We start from the raw sequence: 15,334 nt of genomic DNA, 5'->3' as shown, positions 1-15,334 counted from the left end.
CTTCAGTTATGGCAAAGCTGGTGTTATTGCTGTTCAGCCCTGCCCTCAACACTTGCATTCCAAGCAAGTTGGTTCCTCATTCGCGCTGAGTATGAGCGCAAATTTCAAGGTGGAAATCATCCAAGAGAGTAGAAATTAGAGGGGGATTCAGGTGGAGGACTATCCAGCTTTAACCGCGCGAGGCTCACGCAAAAAATCGTCTAACGCCGGATTTTTTACAAAAATTATGTGATCTATTACTAACAACTTGGCCCATATTAGAATTGCATCACATTTTATCGGCTTGGGGCGTAGTTCGATGAAGGACGGAGGAATAACCATTGCGTTTAAGAGGCTTGCGTAACGCCAACAAATTCGAAGACGTTTGTTTAAGCAAATCACGGTTCAAGAATTTTTTCATGCCATCGGTACAGTTATAGAAAGTATCGATCACAAAAACAATCCTAAAATCACTAATAGCGATCAGAATTAGCAATATTTTGCAAAACCAGCATTCTTACCAAGCTAACGCTGTACTTGGAATATGTATTTTAGATATTCCAATTAGTATCTAAAAACAAATATAAATGTTTTAATTACATTTAATGATATTTATTAACAATGACTTATTTGCGGGCATCAATATACTAAAGCCCGGTAAAACACCACTCCTTAATATATTAAAATGATAACCCCATAGAAATAACACCTTAAAAAATAACTATTATTTTTATTGCACTAAACCATCCAGATAAATAATTTCAACCATATATGATAAAAACAACATCAACGCTATTATTAATTTTATTAAATGTGATATTAATCAGATATTGACGCGCCATTTTTTATTTCAGGTTTATTTAGTGACCAGCTTCAAGTTTTAATTTTTCTGAAATCAATAGGGTAAATAACGAAATCGAAAGGATGAACTGTAGTAAATTGCTGAATCGATTCAGCATGACTCTAAAAGATAACTAGGAGCTCTTTATGAATAAATTGTCGGTACTTACATCCAGCGTGATTCTAGCATTGGCGAGTACATCAGCGATTGCAGCGCAATATGATATTACGAACCAAGGACATTGGGTTCTAACGAACAAAGACGTCGGTACAGCCAAACCATTTAAAATTGAGCAAACTGTTCTACATGGCGGGAAACAAGATGGTGTGAAAGTCCTGACGGTGAACAACGGAGTCATGAATATCACCCTCATCCCCACTCGAGGAATGGATATCTATCAAGTCAAAAGCGGTGATATAACATTGGGTTGGAAATCGCCAGTTGAGCAACATGTCAATCCGAAATTTATTAATTTAGAAGACCGTAACGGACTAGGTTGGTTAGAAGGTTTCAATGAGATGATGGTACGCTGTGGCTATGAGTGGACCGGTCATCCAGGGATGGATAAAGGGGTCATGTTGACTTTACATGGCCGTGCTGACTATACGCCAGCCACTCAGGTGATTGTCAAAGTCGACGAAAAAGCACCTTATGCCATTCATATCAAGGGGGAACTCTTAGAACAACTGTTTAAAAAGGTAAACTTTCAAACCTGGACAGAACTAAGTGTCATCCCCGGACAAAAAGAGTTCAAAATTCATGATCAGCTGACCAACAAAGGGGATTATCCTCACGAATACCAGGTGATCTATCACAGCAACTTTGCTCAGCCACTCCTGGAAGCTGGTGCTAAAATTGAAGCGCCAGTTAAACAGATTTCACCATTTAATGATTACGCGAAACAAGGCTTGAAAACTTGGCAGACTTATCTGGGACCAACTCGTGATTTTGATGAAATGGTTTACAACATCTATCCATATGCCAATAAAGAGGGGAACACGCTAGCCGTTCTGCACAATCGCAATGCAACCAAAGGCATGGCGATTCACTATAATGTGCATGAACTCCCTGTGTTGGGATTGTGGAAAAATACCGATACCATCGGGCAAGGTTATGTCACTGGGATCGAACCAGGAACCAGTTTCTCGTATAACCGCAGCTACCAGCGCGCGCTAGACTTAGTGCCAACGATAGGGGCCCATCAGAAAAAAGACTTTCATCTGACCTATCAGATCCTAGACGGGAAAAAAGCGGTAGCAGCACAAGTTAAAGAAGTTAAAGCCATTCAAGGTAAACAAAAAACGGAGCTTCGTGAGGAACCTTTAGTCAAAGGTGAAAATTTATAATCGGTTGGCATAAAGTCGGAGCATTTCCGGCTTTATGCCTATTTGCTAAATGTGCAGTCAACCAACAAGACAAGCAAAGAAAAAGCAAAATAACAAACAAGGTCCGGAAATACTTTGATTCGGAACCATGACCTTAATGCACTACAAAATCGATCTGCGAATCATTGCCTGTTCATGACATTCATATGATGCCCTAGTCACACGCTTGCATGATCCATAGCACTGTCATTTTATCTCTAAACACCCACAAAGCCATCGTCTCTTATCAGCTATCTTAAGCCGCGACCACCGTACTATCTGTATCAGTTATCTTCAGTGCGTGCAAAGTATCTATCACCACCTTATCATAACCAGTAACACCCCGTATTTTTTACTCTTTATTCATATAGAGAACGCTAAAACAGTTGATTCACTGAAAATAACATAATCAATATAATATCAAACAAAATGCACTGAACACTCACTTGCAATCAAGGAGACATCTACATGCAATATCGTAAGCTAGGTCAAAGCACTATCGAAATAGCACCCATCGTTTTTGGGGGGAACGTCTTCGGTTGGACAGCCGACGAACAACAATCGTTTAAATTGCTGGATGCTCTAGTCGATCATGGGATCAATATGGTTGATACCGCAAACGTTTATTCAGCGTGGGCTGAAGGTCACGTGGGAGGTGAATCAGAATCGATTATAGGTAAATGGTTTGCTAAATCAGGGCAACGCGACAAAATCGTGCTCGCGACCAAAGTCGGGATGACAATGGGCGACGGTTCTCAAGGCCTTAAAAAAGACAACATCGTTAAGTCTGCTGAACAATCACTCAAACGGCTCCAAACAGATTATATTGACCTGTACTATGCCCATAAAGATGATCCAAATACGCCCATAGAAGAAACACTCAGTGCATTTGAAACACTGATTAAAGATGGCAAAGTTCGAGCGATCGCCTCTTCAAACTACAGTGCCGAGCGGCTCAGCGAAGCACTTGACGTTGCCAAAGCTGAAAACCTGCCGTCATACATTGCCCACCAGCCCGAATATAACTTATTTGATCGCAGTGATTATGAATCGACACTAGAGCCCGTGTGTCAGCACAACGAACTGGCAGTTGTGACTTATTTTTCACTGGCCAGCGGCTTTTTATCCGGTAAATATCACACCAAAGCAGACTTAGAAAATGCACCACGTAAAGATTTTTTAGGTAAATACATGACCCCTCGCGGTGAAAAAATTCTCGCAGCACTGGCAAATGTTGCAAATGCTCACCACGTGCCTATGGCCACCGTTGCACTCGCTTGGATCATGCATCGCCCAAGCGTGACAGCCCCGATCGCCAGTGCAACATCGCTGGCTCAGCTCGAACAGCTCGCTCAGGCCGCGACCTTGAATCTTAGTACAGAAGACATGAATATATTGAACGATGCAAGTGATGAGCCGTCAGCCTAACAGGCTATTTTTAATACGGTAGGCTTTGCCAACTTAAGTTAAAAGTCGCTTATTACAACTAATATCAGGCTGGTACGCCACTATTTGCAATGAACAAGTACCAGCCTGAGTTATCCAGCACCACTGAACAAAAGGTGCATCTAAAAAACCACATATCAGAGATGCAAATGCAGTGGAATCAATCTCGCTTGAGCTCGTTTGATAATTTATGTCGCTGCCAATACTCAGATAATTTTTCGAACAACAAAATAATCCCTAATGTCAGCGTCGCTAACACAATAATCGCGGCACTAGCGGTCACATCGATAAAATAAGCGCCGACCAGTCCTCCGACACAGAAAACAAAGGAGCTGAATGCAGCGACGATCATCATCTTCCACAAGCGGTCAGCATAACGCATGCCAATAAATGATGGAATGGTCAGTAATGCGATCGTTAAAATAATCCCCACCACACGGATCAACACCACAGTGGCACAGGCGGTCATTAACAATAGCAAGGTATAAATCAGCCAAACAGGCACGCGTTTAGTCCGAGCATATTCCATATCAAAGGAGATCATCAGTAGCTCTTCGTAAAAAATCGTAGCCAGCACGACAATCAGTGCCACAGCCGAACCCATTACCCACAGATCAAATGATGAAACCGCCAACATACTGCCGAAAAGATAGCTCATCAGATCGACATTATAACCATTCGAAAAATCGAGTAGTAAAATACCAATCGCCATCCCAACCGCCCACATGGCCCCGATCAGCACCTCAGTTCGTTCACGCCGTTTTACTGTCAAAGCCCCCATCAATAAAGCAGTGGAACTGGTAAAGCACAACAGTGTAGGTAACATCGGTAAGCGCAAGGTAATAGCGGCGCCAACACCGCCATAAGCCGCATGGGCAACTCCACCGGCTAAGAAGACCAGTTGGTTAATAACAATTAAGGTTCCAACGACTCCGCAAGCGATACTGGCCAATACTGCCGCCATTAGGGCATGTTGAATAAAAGTGAAGGAGAAAAATTCATGCATAGCGGTGCAATACTCTTAAGCGTTTGAACTGTTAATAATCATTCGCACAACGGGGTAACTGCTCAACAGTTGTGCCAAAGGAAAGTGCCAACATCTGCTCAGTCAGTTCAGGGCCTTTATGGTGAATAACCTGGCGATTAATAAACGCAATATCACTAACGGGCAACGCAGAAGTATTGGGATCGTGAGTAATCAGTACAATCGTTGCGTGCGCATTTAAATGAGATAATAGCTGATAAATCTGCTCCTTAGATTGAGCATCCACATTCGCGGTTGGCTCATCTAATAAAATCAGTCGTGGGGATGAAACCAGCGCCCGAGCAATCAAAACTCGCTGGCGCTCTCCCCCCGAAAGACCACTAAATTTTCGCTTCGCCAATTGAGATAACCCAACAGTTTGTAATGCATTCATCACTCTTAATCGACGCTGAGAGTGTGATAACCCCTTACATTTATACAAACCAAAGTTAACGACATCAAAAACACGAATCGGAAGACGCGATTGAGTGACTGTTATTTGCGGAACATAGCCGATATCAGACAAAGCACAATGCGGCGCTTGCTCAAACAATTTCACCCGTCCGGAAGTCGGCTGAATTAACCCTAATAAGAGTTTAGCAAACGTTGTTTTGCCACCACCATTGGGACCTAAGACCAATAGGAAACCTTGTTCGACGAGCTCTAAACTCGCCTCCTTGAGGACCATTGATTGTTCATAGGCAAAACTAACTGCATTAAATTCAACCGCAACCGGCATTTGCTCGCTCTTCCTTTATTTCGTTCTTATTTCAGCGCTTTAGAAAACGCATGCGCAACAGATACTAAGTTTTTACCCCAATCCGCAGCCAGCGGATCAACCGCAACGACTTGGCCACCGATTTCAGATGCAATTGTTTTAGCAGCTCGTTTTGAGAACTGAGGTTCAACAAAGACAACTTTAATCTGTTTTTGTTTCGCAATATTAATCACTCTTGCTAACTGAGCAGGTGTTGGATCGGTACCGTTAACCTGAATAGGTAACTGATGCAGACCATAAGCCCGTGCAAAATATCCGAACGCAGGATGATACACCAAGAACTCGTTCGCATGTGGATTATTCAGTGCTTTTAAAATTTCGCTATCAATTTTATCAATGTGCAAAGCAAACTTACGGTAGTTCTGACGATAATCAGCCGCATGTGCTGGGTCTTTTGCAATCAATGTGTCACGAATAGTACCTGCCATGATACGGACTAATACCGGAGACATCCAGATATGTGGGTCACCACGGCTAGGTCGACAAGGATATCCTTTAGTTTTTACCGAACCGCCATCATCATCACCCACCCCTTCTGGCCATTGGCGACGACAGATACGGCCATAAACAGGGACGACATCCATGTTAGGATTCACACTGGCGATCCGAGACTGCCAAGCCTTTTCAAATGGAACCCCCATTGGAAAATAGATTTGAGTTTTAGCCAAATCTTTCATCTGCGCAGCTTTTGGGGCATAAGAGTCCGGCTCAGCTCCCGGTGGCACGATAACGGAAACATCCACATGCGAACCGCCGACCTGTTCAACAAAATATTTTTCTGGAACAACACTCACCGCCACTTTAAGTGGCTGCGCATAAGCCAGCGCAGGGAACGCCAGAGCAGTTGCTAAAAGCAACTTGGCAAGTTTAGATACCATTGAAATCAAACTCCTTTAGATAGCAATAAAAACAAAGTACCCGCGGCATATTGAAACCGAGTACTTCTATGTCCTCATTTTGAGTTTTGTTATGTTATAACGTTTTCATTGCGCTTTCAACGTACCTAGACCAATGACACCACAATCTTACTTATAACTCGTTAAAGATTTTTTTATAACCTTCCACTAATGCATTATTCGCGCTAACCACAGACTCTGAAAACTCGGAATACTGCGGCGGAACTTTAGCAATACTCGATAAATCAAACCCAGCACTGACATTCGTCATCGGTGGAATATGAAAATTAGGGCTTAAATCGATGCTATCAACCACACTATTATGACGGATGACACAGCCGTTGCCTATGTGAGTATTAAAAACCACGCTATTGAAGCCAATAAAGACATCATCACCAACATAACAGGGACCATGAACAATACTGCGGTGTGCTATTGAGCTGCGAGCACCAACGTGAATCGCCGCCCCTTCTTTTGAGTGGATCACAACCCCATCTTGAATATTAGAATCACACTTGATCACAATCGGTTCAATTTCTCCGTTTTCAGCTACCTCATCAGCACGAATAACCGCATATGGACCAACAAAAACGTTATCTTCAATGATCACATGACCACAGATAATCGCAGTGGGATCAATAAAAGCTGATTGCGCAACTTGCGGGTAATGGCCTGTCGGATTCTTTCTTAGCATGGCTGCTATCCTTTTATAAATGGTTTTTATAATCAATCGCTACCGCATTGTGCGCGTGTAAACTTTCCTGATGTTCAATCTTAAACCAGTAATCGATGATAAAGTTAAATGACTCAAGCGCCGCTTTGAGCTTACGTGCGGCATCTTCACAAAACATTAAATGTTCGGCATTGAGTTTAGCAAATGCTTGCTCATCTGCTCGCTTAACGGCCGTTTGCACTGGCGTGGCTATTACCTGTTCAATATGCTCAAGCAACACTGAAAAATCAGGAAAATAGCCTTTAACAAACTCTAACTGCAAATAGGCAAAAGAACGCTGACTATGCGGTGTCGCAACCGTCCCCTGCTCACTCACCAACCAATCCAGTAAAGCTTGCTTGTCAATTTTATCTGAGAGAAAGCGCTCTTCAACTGTTTCTTTGTATAACTGACGTGACAACGAGGCTGAACACGGGCAGGTACTAGAATAGATAATTTGTAATTCAGCACTGAGCTTGATCTCATCTGCGATCTGGACAATCGACAATTTAAGCGGATAAGTTGCATAGCCAACCTGCTCACTAAGCAGTGCCTTTTTAGCTATGATTAAATCAAAGGATAAATCGACTCGAGCAGAATGACTCATTCCCTTTTGCGATTCAATCAGCTCTATAAGCAGTGTTTTAAGACAATCAAGAGTGAGTGGCCGGTTGGCTAGATGTTCACACAACTTAAGATACAAGCGCGACATATGAATACCTTTTGCCAGCGGGTCATCAAGACTGACAAACACATTGGCTTGAGAACTGACACTCAACGGCTCATGAGACGGGCCGGAGACCACTATAGGTAGAACGATTTTTTCCATCCCAACCCATTTGATCGGATAAGGTTGTCTCGCGCGTTGCGTCGCCGCCACATCGGGCAAAATAGGGTGATTTATATTTAACATTTCAATTTCCATCTTTACAACATACTGAATGATTTTGTAATGCGCGCCTAAACACACGAAAATTAGAACACATCAATTTATTTTGAAATGTTATATCATAACAATAAATAGCTAAATTTCTTTTACTAAAATTGGTTCCCTAACTAGGGACTATTTCTAAAAAATAATAATGCGAACATTGCCGCAGTAAATGATATGTTCAATGAATAAATGAGGTTTTTCGCATAAACTATTAGTAATTTTTTTATCACCATTCTTATTCATCACCCCCAGAAGGGACTATTGGGAGTAAACGCAGTGAATCATATCTATCGCAGTATTTGGAATGCGGCTCGACAGGTTTGGCAAGTTACCAGTGAGCTAGGGTCTCGCCAAGTAAAAAGCGCAACGAAATCCGTTTTAAAATTAGCGGCCGGCATGTTAATTCTCGTATCAACTCATGTTTTAGCGGAATTACCCACTGGCGGACAAGTCGTTGCGGGCCAAGGTTCCATCGCTCAGGCCGACTCGTCGATGACGATTCATCAATCCAGTCAAAATATGGTTGTTAACTGGAATAGTTTTTCAATTGGTAAACAAAATAAAGTCCAGTTTGTACAACCTGGTTCTTCCTCAGCTGTTTTAAACCGCGTCACCGGCTCCGAAGTCTCATCCATTCGCGGTCAACTGAGTGCAAATGGTCGAGTATTTCTGATTAACCCCAATGGCGTGTCATTTTCCAAGAATGCCCAAGTTAATGTCGGGGCACTTGTGACGTCAACATTGGGGATCTCGAACAAAGACTTCATGTCAGGCCATTATACCTTCTCCGGTGATAGCAATAATGCCGTCATTAACCAAGGCAATATCACAACGGCAGAGGGTGGCTATGTTGCGATGATCGCAGCGAAGATCATCAACACCGGCCATATCACAACTCCCAAAGGAGCCACTTTAATGGGAGCCGGATCGACGGTCACATTAGATATGGGAGGTCCCGTTAAGATCCAAGTCAATAAGTCGTTACTCGATACCTATATTGAACAAGGCGGTGCCATCAAAGCCAATGGTGGCTTAATCTATTTAACGGCTAAAGCCGCTGATGCGCTCTCTTCAAGTGTGATCAATCACACCGGGATTTCTCAAGCGCAAACTCTAAGCAGTAATGCAACAGGTGAGATTGTATTACTGGGAGATATGAAAAATGGTCACATCAATGTTGCAGGAACACTAGATGCAAGTGCCCCTAAACAAGGGAACGGGGGGTTTGTAGAGACCTCAGCTGCGCATGTGAAAATCGCTGCCAATACCAACGTCACCACACTTGCCAAAACAGGAAAAACTGGTCAATGGCTGATCGACCCGACCGATTTTAATATTGATTCAGGGAGTGCGACACAGACCAGTAGCGGCATTGGAGCAACCACACTCTCCAACAATCTCGGTACTAACAATGTCACCTTAGCGACGTCAGCAACGGATACTGGCAGTGAATTGGGAGATATCAACGTCAATGCTGCTGTGAGCTGGAGCAGTAACAACACCTTAACACTGAACGCCCATAACAATATCAATATTAATGCCTCGATAAATGCCAGCGGAGATAGTTCCGGTTTAGCACTTAATTACGGGGGCTATACTCAAAACAGCACAGTGACTAACGGCACCGATTATAATATTAACGCTCCGGTTACGCTCTCGGGAAGCAATGCTTCACTCAGTATTAATGGTCACTCCTATTCGTTGATCCATTCGCTGGCAGAAGCACGCCAATACTTTGCCTCAGGAAAAGGAAATTATGCACTCGCCGAGGATTTAGATTTAAGTAACCTCCCAACACAAACAGAAGCCATTATTCCCTCCTTAGATGGCATCGTAACAGGCCTTGGCCATACCGTTAGCCATATTTCAATAAGTAGCGATTTATACGGCAATGTAGGCTTATTCGGTGAAGTTAAAAATGATTCAATTGTTCGAGATATCGGTGTAACGGACAGCTCAGTACAAGGCTATCAGGATGCAGGCTTACTCATTGGAATCAATCGAGGGACAGTTCATAATGTATATGCGATAGGAACGGTATCCGGACGTTATAGTGTCGGCGGATTAATTGGTCATAACTATGGTAATGTAGACAAAGCTTTTGCCATCGGAACGGTTCAAACTTGGCTTGATTATGGTAGCAATATTGGTGGCTTAGTTGGCTTTAACGAAGGTTCTTTGGATAATGTTTACACGGATACTACCACCACAGTCAACTTTAACAATGCAGGCGGCATAGCTGGCTACAACCAAGGCACGATCAATCATGCTTATGCCGCTGGTGCGACGATTTCCACTCAGGACTCAGGCCGCGCTGCAGGGATCGCACCAAACGGCACCGTCACAAACAGCTACTATGCAACCACCAATGCCGACGGTGAAACGATTAACTCAGATAGTAGCCAAGGGGTCGGTAAAACACGATTAGAACTCGCTCAACAAAGTACCTATTCTGGCTGGGATACCTCTATCTGGAGCATCAATGGTTCTCGAGGCAATGCAGTAGCAGGTTATGAGCTAGGCATGTTCCCTTATCTATCTGGATTAACGCCAAGTAGTTTAATTCAAAATGTCACTGCGTTTAACGCAGGTTTTGGTACCGAGGCAAACCCTTATCAAATCACGCGCTGGTCGCAACTGCAAAATATCAATAATAGTGAGATTCTCTCAAAAGGGTATCACTTTACGTTGGAGAATGACTTAAACAGTTCATCAGCTGCATATAATTTCTATGCCAGTAATAGCGCCAATAGCGGTGCAGGATGGGATCCTATTGGCGACTCTACCCATAACTTCGATGGTTACTTTAACGGACAAGACCATACAATATCTAATCTAACGATAAAGACTAGCAATGATGGTTCAGGCTTGTTTGGCTATACCTCAGCAGATAGTGAGCTCACAAACCTAGCTTTGACAGATATTAATATTTCTGGTGCAAGTTATGTAGGTGGGCTCGTTGGCTATAACCAAGGAACAATTAGCAATACATCCGTAAATGGCCAAGTAAGCGCGAGTGGTGCTAATTTGGGTGGGTTAGTCGGCTATAATAGCAATCAAGCTACGGTATCATCTAGTTATTCAGTGGCTACTGTGACGGGTAAAGGAACAAGTATTGGCGGCCTTGTGGGCTCTAACCACGGTGCTATCAATACGTCCTATGCTGCAAGCTCTGTTACAGGAGAGACATCAGGTAATAACGGACGTTATACTGGAGGATTGGTCGGCTGGAATAAGGGTACGATCACGTCGACATACGCCACATCAACAGTCAATAGCGCAAGTGATCATGTAGGGGGATTAGTTGGCGGCAATGACGGTGGCTCAATCTCGCAAAGTTATGCGCTTGGAGCCGTTAGCGGCGCAGCAACGGTTGGGGGACTCGTCGGTTTTAGCGGTAATGGTGGTACAACAAGTGATAGCTATTATGCAACGACGAATGCTCAAGGTAATGCGATTAGCGGTTACGATTCACTTATCGGTCAGGGCTACAGCTATAGCGATTTACACAACGCGTCGACCTATGCTAACTGGGATATTTCCAGCTCTGGGGGAAGCAGTGCTATCTGGCGCATTTATGATGACCATACAACGCCTTTACTGAGAACATTCTTAACAGCCGCCACTTTAAGTACCAGTAATTCGTCTGCGACACAGGTGTATAATGGTTCAACCGAACTCACCGCAGCCGTTGCGATCCACTGGAATACGGCCGATCACTCCACCTTTGATTCAACATTGGTCAGTGGGAATCTCACCTTAGATGAGAAAAATGTCGGGGCTCGCTCCTTGGTCAATCATTATTATTCAACTCAGCAAGGTTATGACATCATCACTGATTCAAGCCTTAAAAACTTAACCGTACAGGTCACCGCCAAGACACTGAGTTCAGTCTCTATCAGCGCCCGAAATAAAGTGTACGATGGCACCACTGTGGCCAGCTTAAATACATCTTCGGCACACTTTAATGGCATGATCGCAGGCGACAATTTAACTATCGCATCAGCCCGCGGCCAGTTTAGTGATAAAAATGTAGCAACGAATAAAACGGTTTCTATCAGTGGCATTACTTTAGGAGGCACCGATGCTAGAAACTATTCGTTCAATTCGGGAACTGCCACGACAATCGCAGATATTACCCCTCGCCCAGTCACGGTGAGTGCAGATAACCAAAGTAAAATGGTTGGAAGCCCTGACCCAGAGTTTACCTATCAGACGAGTTGTGGAAATTTTAACAGCGATTGTGGACTTGTTGCAGGCGAATCACTGACAGGTCAATTAACCCGAGATAGTGGCGAAAATGCTGGAACTTATGCGATTACCCAAGGCACATTGACCAATAGCAATAATCCTAACTATACGCTGACCTATCAGCCAGGCTCATTGGTGATTAATCCCGTACCTCGCACAGTTGTCATTACTCGGACCGTTTTAGAGCAACCCCGTAGTCATGCTCTCTCAGGGCAAACGGTTAATTCATCAATAAATACGCCCTTAAATAAAAATGAGTCACATATGAATGTTAAGTATGTTTCTAGTGTGAAAGATATCCCTCAAGTGAACTCAAGTCGCTCTCCACTTTATGTTGTAGGGAGTGGTTTGTTATTACCAACCCAACAGTTAAACAATCAATCTATGGAGAATTAAGGAAAACATACATGGACTGTCTTAAAAAATCATTTCCTTATTTGTTTGTGCTGGTGAGCTCGGGTGCAGCGGTTGCTGCGCCGACATCACCACCGAATGCTGGATTAATTTATCAGCAGCAACAAAATCGTGGAAATAACCCTCCTCCGTCCTCAACGCTCCCTTTAAACTTAAAGGGGCAATCGCTTGGCAAAGCGAAGCAAGGAGGAACGAAGGTGGCACTGAAAAAAGTGAATTTCACTGGCAATACTATCTACTCTGATGAGCAACTCCAGCAGGTTATTGGTTCTGTTCAAGGAAAATCATTTGATTTAGCAGGTTTAAAAGAGCTAGCCAATCAGGTCAGCCGTTATTATCGTGAACATGACTATAGTTTTGCTACTGCATTCTTGCCGGCACAAAACTTAAGCTCCGGTGAGCTAACCATTCAGGTCGTAGAGGGGCGGTATGGTCAAGTGACGGTCTCAGGGGTGGATACCTCACTCAATGACGCCATTAAACCCTATCTGAAGCCGTTAAAAAATGGCGAAGTGATTAAGTCTTCATTACTTGAACGCCAATTATTACTCATCAAAGATCTACCCGGTGTCAATGAGCTGCCTGTTTTAAAACCCGGCACCCAAACAGGCCGTGGGGATCTCGATGTGACCGTTACGCCACAGCAACGTGTACATGCACAGTTTGGCGTCAACAACTATGGCAGTCGGTATTCAGGCGAATATCGGCTAAATGCAACTTTAAGTGCTAATCATCTATTTAAGGTTGGTGACCAGCTAAGTTTATCCGGTTCTTATTCGAACGAAGACACTTGGTTAGGAGGCATCAACTACTCACTCCCAGTGAGCTATAATGGACTGCGGGCAAACATTGGCTATTCACACACCGACTACCAGTTAGGACATGGTTTTAATGGCTATACCGGGACGGCGGATATCTACTCCGCAGGTACAAGTTATCCCGTTCTTCGCTCTGAAAACGCAAATCTGTCATTAAGTGCCTCTTATCAATACAAACACCTAGATGATGATATTTTATCCGCCTATGACCGAACAGCGCATAGCCAAAGTATTCCGCTGGCAATTAATTTTAACCACCGAGACACGCTATTAGGTGGCGGAGTGACATGGGGACAGTTGACATTGACCCCAGGTAAAATCAAAGTTGATGAGACTGGTGTCCACTCAAAAAATAGTGGCTTTACCAAATGGAATCTCGATCTATCACGACTACAAAATGTGGGCGCTGGATTTAATCTTTACGCACATGTGCGAGGTCAATGGGTCGATCACCAAACAATCGATGGCTCAGAAAGTTTCTACCTCGGGGGCCCAGATGGGGTCAGAGCTTACCCAGTCGGTGAAGGTTCGGATGCCAGAGGTGTACTGGGACAAGTTGAACTGCGCTATCAAAATTTACCTTATGGACTCAGCCCCTACCTATTTGTTGATAGTGGCTATGCGCCAAATGGCGGTATCGACACCGACGATAGCCGTCGTTTAACCGGTGCTGGTTTAGGTCTCAGAGCCAATTATCATGGCGTTAATTTAACCACTGCCGTTGCTTGGAAAGTGGATGGTGGCGATGCCCTTTCTGACAGTGAACAACGCAACCCTAGAGTTTGGTTCAGCGCCGGCTATCAGTTTTAAGCCAATATAACCCATCAAGGCCAAAGGAGTGTCCCGACACTCCTTTATTTTTGCCTAATTTTCTTGATTTGAACAAATCACTTGAGCATGTCGAAGAGATGGTATGAACCGTGGGGCAAACATATTTATCACCAACGCTATAGCAATGATCACTCCGCCGATGAGCTGATGAAAATTCATCTTTTCACCTAATAATATGAAAGCGCTGAGCAAACCAAATACCGGTACAAGTAACGACAAAGGCGCAACTTGTGAGGTTGCATAGCGGCTCAATAAAAAGCTCCACCCTCCATAACCGACAATAGTGGCTAAAAATGACAGATAAGCGATTGAGAAAATATTATGCCAAGCAATATGTTCTAATGCTTCAATCATGACCGTACTGCCATCAAATAAGAGTGATGTCAGAGCAAAAGCGCCGGTTGGAACGAGTGCGCTCCAGACAATCAGCGACATTGTTGGGGCTGGATGGTTATGCATAATCACTTTATTGGCAATATTTCCCATCGCCCAACATGATGCCCCTGCGACACCTAACGCTAACGCTAAAAGCGAAACACTCTGGGCACTGGAGCCTTGCGCTATCGCCAGTATAAAAATCCCAACTGCGGCTAATATAATGGCCACGATATTATGGAGCTTAATTTTCTCTTTGAGGAGCAGCGCCCCTAACATGATCGTCACAAAAGCTTGCACCTGAGCAATGAGCGATGCTAATCCTGCGGGCAACCCAATTTTTAATGCCCAGAACAATAACGCAAATTGCCCAAAACTAATGGTGATGCCATAGATAAATAACCACTTAAATGGCACTGGCGGACGCTTGACGAAAAAGATCGCCGGAAAAGCCACAAAGAAAAAGCGTAAAAATGCCAATAATAGAGATGGCATACCTTCAAGGCCAACTTTAATCACCACAAAATTCACGCCCCAGATCAGCACGATACACAGAGCTAACAGTTTGTCCCGCAGTAACATCAGCACCCTTTAAACATCCCTTAATGCTCTATCATTATGAGCAAATGAGCTAACGTCAATGTATTTCTGCAGCCCTGTGAATGAACTGT

The 15,334-nt window shown here is 43.8% G+C and carries 11 protein-coding genes; 4 read left to right on the top strand and 7 right to left on the bottom strand.

Annotated features, from left to right (window positions below):
• Nucleotides 1–268 precede the first annotated feature (268 nt).
• Complete coding sequence (locus EV690_RS18230) at nt 269–433, bottom strand: hypothetical protein (protein ID WP_165872694.1); 165 nt, start codon at nt 431–433, stop codon at nt 269–271.
• A 533-nt stretch (nt 434–966) separates the two neighbouring features.
• Between EV690_RS18230 and EV690_RS07845 the strand changes: the two genes are divergently transcribed.
• Together EV690_RS07845 and EV690_RS07840 are read left to right on the top strand one after the other, a co-directional pair.
• Nucleotides 967–2,166: an aldose 1-epimerase family protein gene (locus EV690_RS07845; protein ID WP_131912438.1), complete on the top strand. Its 1,200-nt coding sequence runs from the start codon at nt 967–969 to the stop codon at nt 2,164–2,166.
• A 486-nt stretch (nt 2,167–2,652) separates the two neighbouring features.
• Complete coding sequence (locus EV690_RS07840) at nt 2,653–3,612, top strand: aldo/keto reductase (RefSeq protein WP_131912437.1); 960 nt, start codon at nt 2,653–2,655, stop codon at nt 3,610–3,612.
• A gap of 178 nt (nt 3,613–3,790) precedes the next feature.
• Here the strand turns inward: EV690_RS07840 and EV690_RS07835 are convergent, their stop codons facing one another.
• The 5 genes from EV690_RS07835 to folE2 form a co-directional block, all read right to left on the bottom strand.
• On the bottom strand, nt 3,791–4,636 hold the full coding sequence (locus EV690_RS07835; protein WP_131912436.1) for a metal ABC transporter permease: 846 nt from the start codon (nt 4,634–4,636) through the stop codon (nt 3,791–3,793).
• A gap of 31 nt (nt 4,637–4,667) precedes the next feature.
• The gene (locus tag EV690_RS07830; protein WP_131912435.1) at nt 4,668–5,393 is read right to left on the bottom strand and encodes a metal ABC transporter ATP-binding protein; all 726 of its coding nucleotides are present in this window, start codon (nt 5,391–5,393) and stop codon (nt 4,668–4,670) included.
• A 26-nt stretch (nt 5,394–5,419) separates the two neighbouring features.
• On the bottom strand, nt 5,420–6,310 hold the full coding sequence (locus EV690_RS07825) for a metal ABC transporter solute-binding protein, Zn/Mn family (RefSeq protein WP_131912434.1): 891 nt from the start codon (nt 6,308–6,310) through the stop codon (nt 5,420–5,422).
• Between the two features lie 151 nt (nt 6,311–6,461).
• The gene (locus EV690_RS07820; RefSeq protein WP_131912433.1) at nt 6,462–7,022 is read right to left on the bottom strand and encodes a DapH/DapD/GlmU-related protein; all 561 of its coding nucleotides are present in this window, start codon (nt 7,020–7,022) and stop codon (nt 6,462–6,464) included.
• Between the two features lie 13 nt (nt 7,023–7,035).
• Nucleotides 7,036–7,953: a GTP cyclohydrolase FolE2 gene (gene folE2, locus EV690_RS07815; protein ID WP_131912432.1), complete on the bottom strand. Its 918-nt coding sequence runs from the start codon at nt 7,951–7,953 to the stop codon at nt 7,036–7,038.
• 297 nt (nt 7,954–8,250) lie between these two features.
• On the opposite strand from folE2, the gene EV690_RS07810 reads away from it, so the two are divergent.
• On the top strand, nt 8,251–12,621 hold the full coding sequence (locus EV690_RS07810) for a two-partner secretion domain-containing protein (RefSeq protein ID WP_131912431.1): 4,371 nt from the start codon (nt 8,251–8,253) through the stop codon (nt 12,619–12,621).
• Nucleotides 12,622–12,632: 11 nt separating this feature from the next.
• On the top strand, nt 12,633–14,267 hold the full coding sequence (locus tag EV690_RS07805; RefSeq protein ID WP_131912430.1) for a ShlB/FhaC/HecB family hemolysin secretion/activation protein: 1,635 nt from the start codon (nt 12,633–12,635) through the stop codon (nt 14,265–14,267).
• 54 nt (nt 14,268–14,321) lie between these two features.
• Here EV690_RS07805 and EV690_RS07800 read toward each other — a convergent pair whose 3' ends face one another.
• Nucleotides 14,322–15,245: an EamA family transporter gene (locus EV690_RS07800; protein WP_131912429.1), complete on the bottom strand. Its 924-nt coding sequence runs from the start codon at nt 15,243–15,245 to the stop codon at nt 14,322–14,324.
• Nucleotides 15,246–15,334: the final 89 nt, after the last annotated feature.

Source organism: Celerinatantimonas diazotrophica, from assembly GCF_004339545.1.
Taxonomy (GTDB): Bacteria; Pseudomonadota; Gammaproteobacteria; order Enterobacterales; family Celerinatantimonadaceae; genus Celerinatantimonas; species Celerinatantimonas diazotrophica.
The sequence above is the reverse complement of the archived record's forward strand: the minus strand, read 5'-3'. Positions and strand labels throughout refer to the sequence as shown.